The following is a 16,217-nucleotide window of genomic DNA, read 5'->3' on the forward strand; positions in this document are numbered from 1 at the left end:
AGAAGGGCCCCGCCCGCTCCCACCCGGGGCGGCGGGCCCGTACCCTCCGGTCCGCGAGCGCGGCCCGGCAGCAGGAGAGGCGCGGTGAAGGTCCTGCAACCCACGCTGACGAAGGTGCCGTGGATCCTCGCGGCGCTGGTGCTGGTGGTCGGTGTGCTGCTGGATCTCCTGGCGCCCGAGCCGTACACGGGGCTGCCGCTGCTGGCCGCCGCCCCGCTCATCGCGGGCGCCACGCTGTCCTTCCGCTCCGCGTTCGCCGTCGTGTGCGTCACCTGCGTGGTCTCGGTGGCGGTGGACGTCGAACGGGAGCGCCCGGCGACGCCGTTGCTGGTCGATCTGGCCGTGGTCGGCCTGATCGGTGTGCTGGCCCTCGTGGTCAACCGGCTCATCGTGCGGCAGGGCCGCGATCTGGCGCGGGCGAGGGATGTCGCGGAGGCGGTCCAGCGGGCGGTGCTCCCGGACCCACCGCGGGAGGTGGGCCCGGTGGCCGTGGCCGCGGGGTACACGGCCGCGCAGGCCGAGGCGCGGATCGGTGGCGATCTCTACGCGGTGCAGCAGACGCCCTTCGGGGTGCGGATGATCATCGGGGACGTGCGGGGGAAGGGGATCGCGGCCGTCGCCGCCGTGTCGGTGGCGATCGGGGCGTTCCGCCAGGAGGCCGAGTACGCCTCCACCCTGGCCGCGCTGTCGCAGCGGATGGACGAGGCGCTGGCAAGGGAGGCGGCCCGGAGCGGCCCGCTGATCTCGACGGAGGGCTTCACCACCGCCGTACTGGCCGAGGTCTCCGCCGACGGTGCGGCGCTGAGCCTGGTGAACCGCGGGCATCCACCGCCGTACCTGGTGCACGGCGGCCGGATCGTGCGGCTCGACCCGACCGCCCCGCAACTGCCCCTCGGGGTGGGACTGGGTGAGCTCGCCCCGGCCGGCTCCGCGTCGGTCGATGTGGTGCACCTGCCCCCGGGCGCGTCGCTGCTGCTGGTGACCGACGGCGTCACCGAGGCGCGGGACAGCCACGGCACGTTCTACGACCCCGTCGACTCCGCGCGCCTCCAGCGGCCGTTCGAGGACCCCGACGAACTGGTGGAGGCCCTGACGGAGGACGTCGGCCGCTGGACCGAGGGCGTGCACGCGGACGACATGGCCATCCTGGTGGTCACCCGGCGCGGCCGCGCCGCCTGACGACCGCGGACGACGTCACACGGTGAACACGAGACTGACGTTGTGACCGCCGAAGCCGAAGGAGTTGGCGAGCGCGGCGTGCCACCGACCGGTCCGGTTCTCGCCCCGCACCACGTCCAACTCGACCCGGGGATCGAGCCGTTCGAGGTTGCGTACGGCCGGTGCGACGCCGTCCCGGAGGGTGAGCAGCGCCGACAGGGCACCCACCGCGCCGGAGGCGCCGAGCATGTGACCGGTCATCGACTTGGTCGCGGTGACCGGGGCGTGGTCCCCGACGGCGAGGCCGATGGCCTGTGCCTCGGCCAGGTCGCCGGACTCGGTGGAGGTGGCGTGCGCATGCACCTGGCCGATGTCCCGGGGGCTCACCCCGGCGTCCCGCAGCGCGGCGTCGATGGCGTGGACCTGGCCCTCCGTGTTGGAGGCGGTGATGTGGTCCGCGCTCGAAGTGATGGCGGCACCGGCCAGCGTGCCGTAGGTGCGGGCCCGCCGGGCGCGGGCGAACTCGGCGCGTTCCAGCACCATCACGCATCCGCCCTCGCCCATGACGAAGCCGCTGCGGGCCACGTCGAAGGGCCGGGAGACGGACTCGGGGTGCTCGTGTTGCGGGGAGAGGGCCTTCATCTGGGCGAAGGCGGCGAGGGTGAAGGGGTGCAGACACGCCTCCACCCCGCCGGCGACCACCACGTCCGCCCGGTCGGCACGGATCAGGTCCAGCGCCATGGCCAGCGCTTCGGCGCCCGACGCGCAGGCACTGACCGGGGTGCGGGCGCCGCCCTTGGCGCCGAGGTCCATGCTCACCCAGGCGGCGGGGCCGTTGGCCATGAGCATGGGGACCGCGAACGGCGAGAGCCGGCGGGCACCGGACGTCTCGAAGAGGTCGTCCTGGCCGAGGGTGGTCAGCATGCCGCCGGTCCCGGTACCGATGACGACGGCGAGCCGCACCGGGTCGACGTCCGGGGCGCCGGCGTCCTGCCAGGCCTCACGGGAGCTGACCAGGGCGATCTGCTCCACGCGGTCCAGCTTCCGCGCCTGGGTCCGGGGCAGCGCGGCCGCCGGGTCGTCGGAGAGCTTGGCGGCGATGTGGACCGGGAGGTCCGCGGCCCACTCCTCGTTCAGGGCCTGCACGCCCGACTTCCCCGCCAGCAGGCCCGCCCAGGTCGACGGCGCGTCACCGCCCAAGGGCGTCATCGCACCGACACCGGTCACCAGCACCTGATCCGTCGCGGCCATCCCCGCTCCTCCTAAGGGCATAGGAAACTTACAAGGTCTGCAACGACCCGCTTCGAGCATGCCAGTGTCTGAGCAGTGAAAAGATCGGGAAGTGGGCCGATTCGACGGCCTCGAAGTTGTGGAACCTACACAAGATAGGTCCAGACAAATACCGGGACGGAAAGGCGCGAGGAGAACGGCCGGCTACGGAGCCCGCAAGGCGTCGACGGCGATGCGGGCGGCCGTGCCGATGACGGCGTCGGCCGCGGGCAGGGTGGCGGCGGTGTTGGCGGTGCGGGTGAAGACGGCGACGGCGTAGCGGCCGCCGTCGGGGTACTCGACGACGCCGACTTCGTTGCGCACGGTCGGCAGACTGCCGGTCTTGCCCGCCACGTGCACGTCGTCGAAGGGGAAGCCGGAAGCCATCCGGTGCGGCCAGACCTGCAGGCCGAGGATGCGGCGGATGGCGGCGCCGTGTTCGGGGGTGCAGGCCTCGTCGCGCCAGACGGCGCCGAGCAGGCGGGTCATGTCGCGCGGGGTGCTGCGGTTGGTGCGCGCCGGGTCGAGGGCCCGGAGCCGGGTGATGACGTGCGGGTCGGTCAGCGCCCGGGCGCCGCCGGGACCGGCGTCCCTGCGTATGGTGGCGAAGAGTTCGCCGAAGGTGTGGACGGCGTGCGTGCCGCCGAGGCCGAGGCGCTGCGTGGTGTGGTTGACGGCATCCAGGCCGACGCGCCCCAGCAGGAGGTCGGCGGCGGCGTTGTCGCTGACCGCCATCATCAGATACGCGACATCGCGCACGGACATCCGGACGGGGTCGAGCATCGCGGCCAGTCCGGTGGGACCCGCGGTGCGCCCGACCGGCGGGCACTCGACGGGTTCGGCGAGGTCCAGAGCGCCGGTGGCGGCCAGTTGGTGCAGGGTCACGAGCAGACAGAGCTTGTGCACGCTGGCCGTGCAGACCAACTGGTCGGCTCCCGCGCCGAGTTGTGCGCCGGAGTCGATGTCGAGCGCGTGCAGCCAGCCGGTGACGCCGGCTTCGGCGAAGGCCGCCCGGATGCGGGCGGGGGTGTCGGTCACAGCCAGTACTCCGATGCCGGGCGAAGGTGCAGCGGTCGCGGGGCCGCCTCGGCCCGCGCGCCGGCGGTGGTGCGCAGCGCGTGCGTGGCCGCGTCCGCGAACGCGCCGACCGCGGCGTCGCCACGGCCCTTCGGCCAGGCGACGGAGTGCCGCCAGGCCAGCGGGGCACCGGCCAGCGGACGCCACACGACACCCGATCCGGCGTCCGCGCTCAGCTCGCGGACGTCCGCGGGCTGGGTGTCGTACGGGCCGAAGGCCACCGCCCCGGCGGACAGGACCAGGCCGCGGACGAAGCTCGCGCCCTGGCCGTGCCGGACGGCGGCGGGGGTGAAGCCGTTGCGGGCGCACGTGGTCAGCAGGTCGTCGTAGAGCGCCGGGGCGCTGCTGCGGGGAAAGAGGATCAGGTCGTACCCGCTGAGCGAGGCGAGCGGCACCTCGTCGAGCGCGGCCGCGGCGGCGCTGCGCGGCAGCAGTACGCCCAACTCGCGGCGCAGGACCGGGCCCAGCTCCAGACCGGTGACGTCGCAGGGGTGGTGGATGACGCCGACGTCCAGGTCCTGCGAGGCGAACCGGGCGAGTTGCTGAGCCGTGGACAGCTCGTGCAGTTCCAGTTCCAGGCCGGCATGGTGCCGGGGGAAGTCCGCCAGCACCGCGGCGACGGTCTCGCCGGCCAGGTCGGGCAGCAGGGCGACGCGCAGCAGGCCGGTCTCGCCGTCCCGGATGCGGCGGGCGGTGGCCATGAACGCCTCGGAGCGGGCGAGGAGTTCCCGCGCCTCGGCCAGCAGCAGCGTCCCGGCTTCGGTGATCGTCACCTGCCGGCTGGTGCGCTCGAACAGCCGGACCCCCAACTCCCGCTCCAGCCGCTGGATGCGCTGCGACAGCGGCGGCTGGGCGATGCCGAGCTCGGCCGCGGCACGGCCGAAGTGTGACTGTTCTGCAACAGCCACGAAGCACTCCAGATGCCGAACCAGGTCCATGGCCAGCGATCATATCGAGAATTGATCGATCCGAGATCGATATCGGTCTTGGACAGGATGCGGCGGGCGTTGCTCTCCTCAGGACATGGATGCCTTCCCCACACTGCGTCGCGGCCGCCCCGTCCGCGCCTGGTCCCTCGCCCTCGCCCTGCTGCTCGGGCCGGCACTCGCCGGTTGCGGTGCGACCGGGCAGCCGGCGTCACCGACCAAGGCCGCCGGCTCCCCGTCCGCCAAGGCCGATGCCACCCACCGGCAGGTGCGGGTGGACGGCCGTACGCGGGAGTACCTGCTGCACCGCCCCACCGCGCCCGGCGGCCGGACCCGGCCCCTGGTCATCGCCTTCCACGGCCGCGGCTCCACCGCCTCGTACCTGCGCGAGCAGAGCCGCCTGGACGAGGACGCCAGGGCCCGCGGCATGCTGATCGCCTATCCCGAGGGTCTGGGCAAGCTGTGGGGTGCCGGCACCCGGGCGACCGAGCGGCGGCCGGACCCGGACCTCGACGTGCGGTTCACCAAGGCGCTCATCGCCGAACTGGTGCGCACGGAGCGGGCCGACCCCAAGCGGGTCTACGTCGTCGGGTTCTCCAACGGCGGCTCGATGGCCCTGCGCGTGGCGGCCCAGAGCCCCGGGCTGCTGGCGGGAGCGGCCGCGGTGTCCGGCGAACTCCCCACAGGCGACGCCGCGGTCAAGCCCACCGGTCCGGTGCCCCTCATGATCATTTACGGTGCCGCCGATCGCGTGCGCCCGCTCGCCGGAATGCCCCACCCCTCCCCCGCCCCCGCCGGCGAGGAACCGGTCACCCCGACCATGTCGGCCCGGGACAGCGCCGCCGCGTTCGCGACCGCGGGCGGGGCGACCGCCGCGGCCAAGACGAAGGCCGAGGCCGGCTACGACCGCACCGTGTGGCGCCTCAAGGCCCCCGGAGCGACCGTCCAGCTCCTCGTCATGCACGACGCGGGACACACCTGGCCGGGCTCACGCATCAAGCCGCCGGCGGGCTTCGGACCCACCAGCACGGCGCTGAACGCGACCAGCACGATCCTCGATTTCTTCCACCTCTGAAGACCGGCGTCCGGCCCGCCGCGCCCTCCCGACCACCCTGCCAGCCAAGGACTTTCCGATGCCCCGATCCCGATACCCGGCCCCCGCCACCACTCGCCGTCGCACACCGCGCCCCGTGGTCCGCACCGTCACCTCGGTGGCGGTGGTGAGCGCGGTCGTCGCGGGCGGTTCCTACGCGGCGGGGCTCGGCCCCTTCGCCCGGGGCGCCACCGAACCCGAGCCCGCGGCCCTGGCCCAGGCTCATGGCTTCCTCGCGGACTGGGCCGCCGGGCGCCTGCCGGCCGCGGCCGGCCGCACCACCAGTCCCACCACGGCGCAGCACGTGCTGCGGAACTTCACCGCCGGGCTCGACATCCGCCGTCCGACGCTCACGGTCGCGGCGACGCCCATCCGGGCCGAGGACGACACCGTCGACGTCCCCTTCACCGCCACGATGCCCATAGCCGACCTGGGCACCTGGACCTACAGGTCGAAGCTTCCGCTGCGCCAGCAGGGCGACGGGAGCTGGAAGGTGGACTGGTCGCTGTCGGTCGTCCACCCGCGGCTGAGCGGGGCCAAGAGGTTTCACCTCGAACGCGAGGCACCGGTCGCCACCCCCGACGTCACCGACCGCAAGGGCGCTTCCCTGTCGGGCGCCAGGTTCCCCTCGCTGAGCCCCGTCCTGAACCAGCTCGACCCCGGTACGGGCGGCGGCGCCCCGCGCGGGGCGATCCAGCTCGTCGACCGGGCCACCGGGAAGGTCGAACGCACGGAGGCCACCTTCGGGAAGAAGCCCGTCCGGTCGGCCCGCCGGCCCGTCCGTACGACGCTGGACGCCACCTGGCAGGCCGCCGCGGAGCGGGCCCTCGCCTCCGGCGCCCACGGCAGGAACGCCTCGCTGGTCGCCCTCCGGATCGACAACGGCGAGATCCTCGCGATGGCCAACTCCCCGTCGTCCGGCTTCAACCGCGCCGTCTCGGGCACCTATGCGCCCGGCTCCACCTGGAAGATCGTCACCAGCAGCGCCCTGCTGCTCAAGGGCGCCGTCGCGCCCTCCGACGTCGTCGACTGCCCCAAGTACCTCACGGTGGGCAAGGAGTTCCACAACGTGGAGACGTCCGAACACCGCAACGCGACCTTCCTGAAGGACTTCACCGAGTCCTGCAACACCGCGTTCATCAGCCTGCGCGGGAAGCTCGGCAACCGGGAACCGGGCGACGTCGCCGGCAGGTATTTCGGCGTCGGCCAGAAGTGGCACGTCGGCATTGCCTCGTACGACGGGTCGGTGCCGGCGCCGCGTGACGAGACCGAGAAGGCCGCCTCGATGATCGGGCAGGGCAGGGTCCAGGCCAACCCGCTGATCATGGCGTCGGTCATCGCCACCGCGGTCTCCGGCACCTTCCACCAGCCCTCGATCACCCACAGGAATCAGGACTCGACGACCACCACGCCGCTGCCGCGCAAGGTCGTCACCCAACTCCGCGCGATGCTGCGCACCACCGTCACGGACGGCACGGCCCGGATCCTGTCCGGTCTGCCCGGCGAGGTCGGCGCGAAGACCGGCACCGCCGAGGTGTCCGACGACGAACCCAACAACGGCTGGCTCGCGGCGCACCGCGGCAATGTCGCCCTCGCCTGCGTCGTCGAACAGGGGGTGACCGGTGGCGGTTCGGCCGGTCCCGTCATCCGCGACCTGCTGACCGCCGTTCCCACCGATCCCTCATGACGGCGCCGGCGCCGCTCAGAAGTCCCGTCCGTCCGCGACCATGTTGTAGGCCTCGTCGTCGAAGGGGCCGTGGAATTCGCCCTGGGCGTCGCCGAGATCGACGTCCGTGGTCGGGTGGGCGACCCGCAGCCGCTCCATCATGGGGTCGGACAGATAGTGGTGATGCAGGTCCAGCCGCTCCAGGTGGTCCAGCGGCTGCCCGTTGAGCAGGGCTTCCGCGCCCCGGTCGGTGAGCGTTCCCAGGGCCAGGCTCAGCGACCGCAGACGGGGTACCACGGCCGCCTCGGCGACCTCCTCGGCGATCTCGTCCTGGAGCGCGCTGTTCTGAAGGCCCAGGGACCGCAGCGCGGGCAGCCGCTCACCGCTCAGGACCGGCGCCAGGTCGCACACGTCGGCCACCTCGCCCGTGCCGTCATCGACACCGAGCCAGAGGTCCAGGCGTTCCAGCCCGGGCAGGTCGCTGGCCGCCACCGCCCGCATCACGTCCGACGGCAGACAGCAGGACTCGCAGCGCAGCGTCTTCAGTGCGGCATGCCGGAAAGGGCTCAGCTCCCACCCCTGCTTTCCCCGCACGTCCAGCCTCTCCAGCAGCGGGAAGCGTTCGAGGACGGGTGTGAGGTCGGTCTGGTATATGCAGAAGAAGTCCGGTTCGTCGCCGAGGAACAGCGCCTCCAGTCGGGGGAACCGCTCCGCGGCGTCGAGCAGGTGGGTGGCGGCGGCCGGGCCGTCGAAGCCCGTGAACCCCAGGATCAGGGTGGTCACCTGGGTGGTGTCGACGGTCTGCACGAAGCGCTCGAAGACCTCGGGGAATTCGGGCGGCCCCGAGATCGCCGCGTCGAGACGCCAGGCCGTTCCTTGCGGGTCGGTACGGACAGCGCGGTCCGGGTCGAACTCCACCACCGGCCGGCCGTGGAACTGCCTGGTGCGCTGGTGTCCGTACATCGATGCTCCCGTTCACGTCTTGTTCAGATAGGCCAGGACCGCGAGGACGCGGCGGTTGCTGTTGTCGTCGTCGGTGATGCCGAGCTTGCCGAACATGGAGGTGGTGTATTTGCTGATGGCGCTGTCGCTGAGGAAGAGGCGCTGGCCGATGGCCTGGTTGGACAGTCCTTCGGCCATCAGGCCGAGCACGGAGTGTTCGCGTTCGGTGAGCCGTTCCAGGCGGCGGGGCGAGGAACCGCTGGAGAGCAGTTTGGCGATGACGGCCGGGTCCATCGCGGTCCCACCCCCGGCAACGCGTTCCAGGGCGTCGATGAACTGATCGGCGTCGAAGACGCTCTCCTTGAGGAAATAGCCGATGCCGCCGGCGCCGTCGGCCAACAGCTCGCGGGCATACAGCTGTTCCACGTGCTGGGAGAGGATCAGGACCGGCAGCCCGGGCAGTTCCCTGCGGGCGGCGAGGGCCGCCCGCAGGCCCTCGTCCGACTGCGTCGGCGGCATGCGGACGTCGACGACGGCGACGTCCGGCCGCCACGACACCAGCGCATCGAGCGTCTCGGGCCCGGTGGACGCGGTCGCCACCACCTGGTGCCCGTATGCCTCGATGAGGCGGACCATCCCGTCGCGCAGGAGGTAGAGGTCTTCGGCTACAACGATTCGCATGGCACCACCATTCTTGCGCAGGTCGGGCCGCCTGCCGGACTGCTGATCTCCAGGATGCCGTCGAAGACCGCGAGACGGCGGCGCAGCCCGTCGAGTCCGCCGCCGGCGCGCTCGACGGCACCGCCGCGGCCGTCGTCCGCCACCTCGACGACGAGGTCGGTGCCGTCCAGGGCGAGGGAGATCCGGGCCCGGGTCGCGCGGGCGTGCTTGACCGCGTTGGTCAGCAGTTCGGCGACACCGAAGTACACGGCGGACTCGATCGGCGGGTCCAGGCGGAGCCGGAGGTCGGCGCTGACGTCCGCTTCCAGCGGGCTGTCCAGGGCGAGGGCGCGCACGGCGTCGACGAGCCCCCGCTCGTTGAGCACCGGCGGGTTGACGCCCCGGACCAGTTCGCGCAGCTCGGTCAGTGACGTGGCGGCGCCGGCCCGTGCCTCCCGCATCAGCGCCTTGGCCCGGTCGGGGTCGGTTTCCATCAGCTTCTCCGCGGTCGCCAGGGAGAGCCCGAGCGAGACCAGGCGGGCCTGCGCGCCGTCGTGCAGGTCCCGCTCGATCCGGCGGATCTCGGCGGCCTGCGCGACGGTCGTGTCCGCGCGCTGGGCCGTCAGTTCGTCCACCCGGTCCGCCAGTGCCATCGCGGGCGACGGGCGCAGGAAGCGGACGGCCACCGGCTCGACGGACCGCCAGGCGTACGGGGCGCCCGCGACGGCCACCGCCAGGCCGAGCACCCCGGCGAGGCGCACGAGGAGCTCCGACTGCCCGAGGCCGAGGACCGCCGCCGCGACCCCGGCCGGCGGGACGGCCGCGAGCACACCCATGGTGAGCGGCGCGATCGCCATGAACCGCAGGTCGCGCCAGGTCGCGGGATCGCTCCACCAGAGCCGCCACCGCTGCTCCTGGCGGGCGTCCCGGCTGCTGCGCCGGTAGGAGAACCCGTTCCACCAGTATCCGGTGGACATCCGCACCACCGGCTCGGCCTGCCGGTACCCGGCGGGGATGACGGTGCCCGTCCACCTGGCGACGAGCCGGCGGACCGTCCGGCACAGCGGCCGGGACACGGCGAGCGTGCCGATCGCCGCCCACACGAACACCGCTGTCCACGCCCACGGGTTCCCCGCCCACCAGACCCCCAGCACGACGGCCGCCCACCCGGCCGGCACCAGCATGCTGACGGCCACCACCACGCACGCCCGGACGAACCCCACCCCGGCATCCGCCGCCCACGACCCCAGTTTTCGCATGACCATCCCTTGTCGCTTCTCGTTGCCAGTGCGTCCACTGTGCGCTGCCCACAGCCTGATCCCCGCCGGTTCGGCCCGGTAGTGGGTCTGGCCCCACTCACCAGTACGTCCAGGCTCATACCGGGCCGCTCGTGCGCTCCCTAGCGTCGACACCATGACGACGACACGCAGCACGAACGACAGCAGCACGCAGGACAACAGCACGCACGGCATGGGCACCACCGGCCACCTCACGGCCGCGACGGCCCACCTCCACCCTCCGCGCACCCGGCGGGCCTTCGGCACGGCGAAGAAGCTCGTCGCGGCCTACGGTGCGCTCAGCGCGGCCGTCCTCATCACGGTCGCCGTCCTGGCGCTCACCGGACACCAGGTGACCTCGTTCATGTGGGGCCGGTCGGGCGGGGTGCTCGCGAGCGCCGCGGTGATCTACTGGATGACCGTACTCGCCGCACGGGGAACCCGATGGGCCTATCTCCGGGTGCGCATCCTCTCGGTCCTCATGCCGATCGTGATCGTGGGCATCGACATGATCCCCGGCGTCTGCCCGCTCTGGTTCGCCCTGATCCAGGCCGTCTCCGCGGTCCCCCTCGCCGCGGCCGCTTTCCTCAGCAACGGGTCTCAGCTGCGCGCCGCCTTCCCCAAGGGCTCGTAGGAAAGGCTCTTCCGGCAATGCGGTCGGGGCCCCACGTCCGGCGCGTTGCCGTGCCGCAGCGGACGTGGGGCCCGCTCACCGGGTGCTCAGGAGGAGCCGGCGGGGAGCGTGGCGCGGACGGTGCGGGCCGCGGTGACGAGGTTCTCCAGGGAGGCCCGCACTTCGGCCCAACCGCGGGTCTTCAGGCCGCAGTCCGGATTGACCCACAGCCGCTCGGGCGGGAGCGCCGCCAGCCCCTTGCGCAGGAGCGCCGCCGCCTCGTCGGCACCGGGGACGCGGGGCGAGTGGATGTCGTAGACGCCGGGCCCGGCCTCGCGGGAGTAGCCGGCCTCGGCGAGTTCGCCGGCGATCTGCATGTGGGAGCGGGCGGCCTCCAGGCTGATGACGTCGGCGTCGAGGTCCTCGATGGCGGCGAGGATGTCGCCGAACTCTGCGTAGCACATATGGGTGTGGATCTGCGTGGCCGGGCGTACGCCGCCGGTGGTCAGCCGGAACGCCTCGGTGGCCCAGGCCAGGTAGGCCGGGCGGGCGTCGGCGCGCAGCGGCAGGGTCTCGCGCAGCGCGGGCTCGTCGACCTGGATGACCGAAGTCCCGGCCTTCTCGAGGTCGTTGACCTCGTCGCGCAGGGCCAGGGCGACCTGCCGGGCGGTGTCGGCGAGCGGCTGGTCGTCGCGGACGAAGGACCAGGCGAGCATGGTGACCGGGCCGGTGAGCATGCCCTTGACGGGGCGGCCGGTGAGCGACTGGGCGTACGTCGTCCAGCGCACGGTCATGGGTTCGGGACGGGCGAGGTCACCGGCGAGGATCGGCGGGCGGACGTAGCGGGTGCCGTACGACTGGACCCAGCCGTGCTGGGTGGCGAGGTAGCCGGTGAGCTGTTCGGCGAAGTACTGGACCATGTCGTTGCGTTCGGGTTCGCCGTGCACCAGGACGTCGAGCCCGGCCTTCTCCTGGAAGGAGATCACTTCCTGGATCTCGGCCTTGATGCGCTCCTCGTAGGCGACGGCATCGATGCGCCCCGCCCTCAGGTCCGCCCTGGCGGTGCGCAGTTCGCCGGTCTGCGGGAAGGAGCCGATGGTGGTCGTCGGGAGCAGCGGCAGCGAGAGGTGGGCGCGCTGCGCGGCGGCCCGCCGGTCGTACGGCTGCGAGCGGCGGGTGTCCCGGTCCGTGACGGCCGCGGCCCGGGCGCGTACGGCGGGGACGCGGGTGATCGGCGAGGCGGCACGGGAGGCCAGGTCGGCACGGTTGGCGGCCAGTTCGGCGGCGATGGTTTCCGTTCCCTGGCCGAGGCCACGGGCCAGGGTGACGACCTCGGTGGTCTTCTGGCGGGCGAAGGCCAGCCAGCGCAGGATCTGCGGGTCGATGTCGTGTTCGGCGGCGGTGTCGAGGGGGACGTGCAGGAGGGAGCAGGACGCGGCGACATCGACGTGGCCGGCGAGTCCGAGGAGGGTGCCGAGGGTGGCCAGCGACTTCTCGAGGTCGTTGATCCAGATGTTCCGGCCGTTGACCACGCCGGCGACCAGCCGCTTGCCGGGCAGTCCGCCGACGGCGGCGAGGTCGTCGAGGTTTCCGGCCGCGGCCCCGGTGAAGTCCAGCGCGAGTCCGTCCACCGGGGTGCCGGCCAGTACGGGCAGCGCGTCGCCGAGCCGGTCGAAGTACGAGGCGATGAGCAGTCGGGGCCGGTCGGTCAGGCCGCCGAGACCGCGGTAGGCGCGGGCGGCGGCGTGGAGCTCGGCGGGGGTGCGGTCCTGCACCAGCGCGGGCTCGTCCAGCTGCACCCACTCCGCACCGGCGGCCCGCAGTTCGGCGAGCACCTCGGCGTACACCGGCAGCAGCCGGTCGAGCAGGGTCAGCGGGTCGAAGTCCGCGGCCACCCCGGGCGCGGGCTTGGCCAGGAGCAGATAGGTGACCGGGCCGACCAGCACCGGGCGGGGTCGGTGGCCGAGCGCGAGGGCCTCGCGCAGCTCGGTGACCTGCTTGCCGGGGTCGGCGCGGAAAACGGTGCCGGGGCCCAGTTCAGGCACCAGGTAGTGGTAGTTGGTGTCGAACCACTTGGTCATCTCCAGCGGCGCCACGTCCTGCGTGCCGCGCGCCATGGCGAAGTAGCCGTCGAGGGAGCATCCCGCGCTCGGCCGAGGCCGGGAGCTGGGGGCAGGGTCCGCCTCGGCGGCGGCGCGGTGACGTTCGGGAACGGCACCGACCATGACGGTGGTGTCCAGCACGTGGTCGTAGTACGAGAAGTCCCCGGTCGGCACCTCATGGATCCCGGCGTCGGCCAACTGCCGCCAGTTCGCCCGACGCAGCTCCGCCGCGGTCCGGCGCAGCTCATCGGCGGTGACCCGGCCCTTCCAGTACCCCTCGACGGCCTTCTTCAGCTCCCGTTCCCGGCCCTGCCGGGGGTAGCCGTACACGGTGGCCCGAACGGTCGCGGCCGCGGACTGCCCGGCCCCGGTCCCTGTCGCTGTCTCGGTCACAAGAAACTCTCCTTCGCGAGCTTGTCTCCTACAGATCCCGGAGACGGAACGGGGGCGCGAAGGACGAACGAACCGGACGGAGCAGCTCAGGAGTTCAGCAACGGCGAGCCACTGTCCGATCTGTACGCCGACCCGCCCTCGAAGGTCACCGGAATGTCCGCACGCGATCCCTCACGCGCGGGCAACGGGCAGGTCTTCGGACTCGCGGGCACGTCCACCGATGGAACTCTGGCAGGCGGACACCTACTGGCCGTCGCTTCCCAGACCCGTCCGGGCCCAGTGCGTATGACGGCGATCGTTCCCACTCACCGCTGCGGGGCAGTCCCGGAATCCCACCGGGTTCCCTCTTACGACGCACCTGTCTGGCGGACAGGGCGAACCAGCTGCCCGACCAGCGTAACGCCTCCTCCGTGGCTAGCGGCCCGTCGCGGCCGGTCGGTATTCGGTGAGCAGGAGGGCGATGTCGTCGGCGCGGTAGGAGGAGCGTTGGGCGTGCTGGAGGAGGCGGTCGGCGAGTTCGTCCAGGGAGCCGGCGCGGGCGTGGGCCAGGGAGCTGCGGAGGTGGTCGATGCCCACGTCGATGGGGGTGCCGCGCTCCTCGACCAGGCCGTCGGTGTAGAGGGCGAGCACGGAGCCGGGTGGGAGGTCGACGGGGGTGCGCGGGTAGTCGCTTGCGTGGTCCACGCCGAGGAGGGGGCCGGTTTCCAGGTCCAGCACGTCGGTGTGCCCGTCGGGATGGCGGAGCAGGGGCGGTGGGTGGCCGGCGCGGACGGCCCAGGCGCGGTGGCCGGCCGGGTCGAGGTGGAGGTAGCAGCAGCTGGCGAGGAGGCCGGTACCGAGGTCGATGAGGGTGCGGTTGGCGCCCGCCAGGACGTCGCCCGGGGCGTGCCCCACTGCCACGAACGCCCTTACCGCGCTGCGCAGTTGGGCCATGGTGGCGGCGGCCGCGATGCTGTGTCCCTCGACGTCTCCGATGACCAGGGCCACGCCCTCGGCGGCCGGGATGACGTCGTACCAGTCACCGCCGATGTCCATGCCGCTGGTGCAGGGGAGGTAGCGGGCCGTCGTGCGCAGGTCGGGGAGGACGGGCAGCCGGTGCGGCAGCAGGGCCTGCTGGAGGCCGCGGGCGAGGGCGAATTCGGAGTCGTAGAGCCGGGCGCGTTCCAGTGCCTGGGCGATCAGGCCGGCGAGCGCGGTCAGGACGCTGCGGTCCTTGGCCGTGAAGTGGTGGATCTCGTCGAAGCCGAGGACGCAGGTGCCGGCGGGGCGGCCGGAGGCGATCAGCGGGAGGTACGCCCAGGAGTTCACGCCGCCGATCGGGATGCCGGGGTAGCCCTGGGAGAGGCTCTGCTGTGACTCGATGAAGAGCGGGATGCCGGAGGTCAGGGTTTCCGTGCCGGGCAGGGGTGCGCGCAGCGGCATGCCGTCCAGCCAGTCGAGGAAGCCCTCGTGGTGGCCGGTGTGGAAGATCAGGTGCATCGTGCCGTCACGGACCGCGTAGAGGGCGAGTTGCTGGCCGCCGAAGGCCGGGAGGAGTTGGTGGGCGACGACTTCGCAGACCTGGTGGGTGGTGACCGCCTCGGTCAGCGCACTGCCCAGTTGCAGGACGTGGTACATGACGCCCAGTCGGGCCGGTGCGGCGGCCGCGGTGGTGGAGGGGGCCGGAGGGGTCGGCGCCGCGGCCGCAGAGGCCGGCTGTGGCGGTGCGGTCACGGTGGGCGGCTCGGCGAGGTCAGGGGCGGCGTCGGGGCGTCCGGTGGGGACGACGCGGCCGGTGACGCCGTTCGGGTCGGGGTGGAGAGAGAAGGCGAGCCACTGGTCGGGCGGGCGGCGGACGAGGAAGGACGTCGGCGTCTGCGAGACCATCGCGGAGCGGTGCTGGTACTCGATCGCGGGATCGGACAGCCACGGCAGGGCGTCCCACAGGCACTGCCCGACCAGGTCCTCGCCCCTGACATCCAGCAACTGCTCCAGGCTGCGGTTGGCGTAGCTGACCCGGCCTTCGGGGGTGAGGGAGAACAGTCCGTCCCGCAGGCGCTCGACCGCCGCAGCCGCCGCGCGGCCGGCCCGCGCGTCGACGACCACTCCGACGAGGTGGGCGCGCGCCCGGTCGTCGTCCGGCAGATCCGGCACCCGGCCCCAGAGCACCACGCTGCGGTACCCCTCGCCGCTGCCGTGCCCCTCACCGGCGCCTTCCGCGCCACCGCCCGGCCCGGCGCCCGCGCCCTCGCGTACGCGCAGGGTACGGGACACGATCCGCCCCTCTGCGGCCGCCGTACGGGCCGCGGCACGGAACGCCGCGCGGTCGCCGGGGTGGAGACGAGAGGCGAGGGTCTCCGCCCGCGCGTCGAAGGTTCCGGGGTCGAGGCCGAAGATCGCGCAGAAGTCGTCGTCCGCGGTGAGGGTGGAGGCGGACAGGTTCCAGTCGAACAGGCCGGCCCGTACGGCCGGGGCGGAGGGGGCCGGAGTCTCGACCGGGGCCGTGCGCGCATCGCCCTCCAGGGGGTCGCCGCTGCGGTCGCGGCAGGCCGCCAGGGAGGCGCCGAGGCGGTTGGCCAGGGCCCGAAGATGGCGCCGTTGGGTCTTGGTCAGCCCGTCGCTGCCGGGCGGCGCGGCCCATACGACCGCGAGCGCACCGAAGGTCTCCCCGCCCGCGCCCACCGGTACGGAGCAGGAGCCGAAGGCGTACGGCAGGGCCACCGCGAGCTGGGGAAAGCGGCGCATGGTCTCGTCGGCGTCGGCCAGGTGGATCGTGCGCCCGGAGCCGTACGCGACGGCGACCGGTATCGGGCTGCTCACCGGAACGAGGCTCCAGCCGCCCAGCTGGGACGGCGGCACCCCGCAGGTCGCGGCGAGCACCAGGGAGCGGCGGTCGCGGGAGCGCAGGAAGATGCTTCCGGCGTAGGCGCCCGCCCCCTGAACGGCCTTGACGACGGCTGCCGCCAGCAGGTCGTCGCGCTCCGCCGTCTCCTCGCGCACGGTCGACCGGCCCATGCCTCCAGTGTGCGCAGAGGCGGGCCCGGCGGCCCAGAGGATTACTC

At 73.0% G+C, this 16,217-nt stretch carries 12 protein-coding genes and 1 riboswitch; of the genes, 4 read left to right on the forward strand and 8 right to left on the reverse strand.

Annotated features, from left to right (window positions below):
• The first annotated feature begins 84 nt into the window (after positions 1–84).
• Entirely contained in the window at positions 85–1,179 is a 1,095-nt protein-coding gene (locus V2J85_RS08025) for a PP2C family protein-serine/threonine phosphatase (protein ID WP_330821056.1), read from the forward strand.
• 15 nt (positions 1,180–1,194) lie between these two features.
• Here the strand turns inward: V2J85_RS08025 and V2J85_RS08030 are convergent, their stop codons facing one another.
• The 3 genes from V2J85_RS08030 to V2J85_RS08040 all read right to left on the reverse strand — a co-directional run bounded on the left by V2J85_RS08030 (position 1,195) and on the right by V2J85_RS08040 (position 4,442).
• The gene (locus V2J85_RS08030) at positions 1,195–2,409 is read right to left on the reverse strand and encodes a beta-ketoacyl-[acyl-carrier-protein] synthase family protein (RefSeq protein ID WP_330821057.1); all 1,215 of its coding nucleotides are present in this window, start codon (positions 2,407–2,409) and stop codon (positions 1,195–1,197) included.
• 183 nt (positions 2,410–2,592) lie between these two features.
• On the reverse strand, positions 2,593–3,465 hold the full coding sequence (locus tag V2J85_RS08035; RefSeq protein WP_410011212.1) for a serine hydrolase: 873 nt from the start codon (positions 3,463–3,465) through the stop codon (positions 2,593–2,595).
• On the reverse strand, positions 3,462–4,442 hold the full coding sequence (locus V2J85_RS08040; protein WP_330821058.1) for a LysR family transcriptional regulator: 981 nt from the start codon (positions 4,440–4,442) through the stop codon (positions 3,462–3,464). The genes V2J85_RS08035 and V2J85_RS08040 overlap by 4 nt, the downstream gene beginning before the upstream one ends.
• Positions 4,443–4,527: 85 nt before the next feature.
• Between V2J85_RS08040 and V2J85_RS08045 the strand changes: the two genes are divergently transcribed.
• Both V2J85_RS08045 and V2J85_RS08050 read left to right on the forward strand, forming a co-directional pair.
• Positions 4,528–5,505, forward strand: coding sequence for a CE1 family esterase (locus tag V2J85_RS08045; RefSeq protein ID WP_261954031.1), 978 nt, complete (start codon positions 4,528–4,530; stop codon positions 5,503–5,505).
• Positions 5,506–5,563: 58 nt separating this feature from the next.
• Positions 5,564–7,210: a penicillin-binding transpeptidase domain-containing protein gene (locus tag V2J85_RS08050; protein ID WP_330821059.1), complete on the forward strand. Its 1,647-nt coding sequence runs from the start codon at positions 5,564–5,566 to the stop codon at positions 7,208–7,210.
• 15 nt (positions 7,211–7,225) lie between these two features.
• Here the strand turns inward: V2J85_RS08050 and V2J85_RS08055 are convergent, their stop codons facing one another.
• From V2J85_RS08055 to V2J85_RS08065, 3 genes are read right to left on the reverse strand one after another with little or no spacing between them, the layout of a single operon-like run.
• Positions 7,226–8,152 (reverse strand): STM4015 family protein, encoded by a 927-nt coding sequence (locus V2J85_RS08055; RefSeq protein ID WP_261954033.1) that lies wholly within the window; start codon positions 8,150–8,152, stop codon positions 7,226–7,228.
• Positions 8,153–8,164: 12 nt separating this feature from the next.
• On the reverse strand, positions 8,165–8,812 hold the full coding sequence (locus V2J85_RS08060) for a response regulator transcription factor (protein ID WP_261954034.1): 648 nt from the start codon (positions 8,810–8,812) through the stop codon (positions 8,165–8,167).
• The gene (locus tag V2J85_RS08065; RefSeq protein WP_330821060.1) at positions 8,797–10,050 is read right to left on the reverse strand and encodes a sensor histidine kinase; all 1,254 of its coding nucleotides are present in this window, start codon (positions 10,048–10,050) and stop codon (positions 8,797–8,799) included. The genes V2J85_RS08060 and V2J85_RS08065 overlap by 16 nt, the downstream gene beginning before the upstream one ends.
• A gap of 154 nt (positions 10,051–10,204) precedes the next feature.
• Here V2J85_RS08065 and V2J85_RS08070 point away from each other — a divergent pair, with 154 nt between their 5' ends.
• Positions 10,205–10,702, forward strand: a complete 498-nt coding sequence (locus V2J85_RS08070) for a hypothetical protein (protein ID WP_330821062.1) — start codon at positions 10,205–10,207, stop codon at positions 10,700–10,702.
• Positions 10,703–10,788: 86 nt separating this feature from the next.
• On the opposite strand, the gene metE is transcribed toward V2J85_RS08070, so the two are convergent.
• Together metE and V2J85_RS08080 are read right to left on the reverse strand one after the other, a co-directional pair.
• The gene (metE, locus tag V2J85_RS08075; protein ID WP_330821063.1) at positions 10,789–13,176 is read right to left on the reverse strand and encodes a 5-methyltetrahydropteroyltriglutamate--homocysteine S-methyltransferase; all 2,388 of its coding nucleotides are present in this window, start codon (positions 13,174–13,176) and stop codon (positions 10,789–10,791) included.
• 170 nt (positions 13,177–13,346) lie between these two features.
• Positions 13,347–13,575: riboswitch (cobalamin riboswitch) on the reverse strand.
• Positions 13,576–13,590: 15 nt separating this feature from the next.
• A complete protein-coding gene (locus V2J85_RS08080; RefSeq protein ID WP_261954038.1) occupies positions 13,591–16,170 on the reverse strand; it encodes a GAF domain-containing SpoIIE family protein phosphatase in 2,580 nt (859 codons plus the stop codon).
• Positions 16,171–16,217: the final 47 nt, after the last annotated feature.

It is taken from the genome of Streptomyces bugieae, from assembly GCF_036352915.1.
GTDB lineage: Bacteria > Actinomycetota > Actinomycetes > Streptomycetales > Streptomycetaceae > Streptomyces > Streptomyces endophytica.

Excerpts from the sequence above, each read along its gene's own strand:
- V2J85_RS08030 (WP_330821057.1), bottom strand. The coding sequence starts at position 2,409 with ATGGCCGCGACGGATCAGGTGCTGGTGACCGGTGTCGGTGCGATGACG.
- V2J85_RS08040 (WP_330821058.1), bottom strand. The coding sequence starts at position 4,442 with ATGGACCTGGTTCGGCATCTGGAGTGCTTCGTGGCTGTTGCAGAACAG.
- V2J85_RS08045 (WP_261954031.1), top strand. The coding sequence starts at position 4,528 with ATGGATGCCTTCCCCACACTGCGTCGCGGCCGCCCCGTCCGCGCCTGG.
- V2J85_RS08050 (WP_330821059.1), top strand. The coding sequence starts at position 5,564 with ATGCCCCGATCCCGATACCCGGCCCCCGCCACCACTCGCCGTCGCACA.
- V2J85_RS08055 (WP_261954033.1), bottom strand. The coding sequence starts at position 8,152 with ATGTACGGACACCAGCGCACCAGGCAGTTCCACGGCCGGCCGGTGGTG.
- V2J85_RS08060 (WP_261954034.1), bottom strand. The coding sequence starts at position 8,812 with ATGCGAATCGTTGTAGCCGAAGACCTCTACCTCCTGCGCGACGGGATG.
- V2J85_RS08065 (WP_330821060.1), bottom strand. The coding sequence starts at position 10,050 with ATGCGAAAACTGGGGTCGTGGGCGGCGGATGCCGGGGTGGGGTTCGTC.
- V2J85_RS08070 (WP_330821062.1), top strand. The coding sequence starts at position 10,205 with ATGACGACGACACGCAGCACGAACGACAGCAGCACGCAGGACAACAGC.
- V2J85_RS08080 (WP_261954038.1), bottom strand. The coding sequence starts at position 16,170 with ATGGGCCGGTCGACCGTGCGCGAGGAGACGGCGGAGCGCGACGACCTG.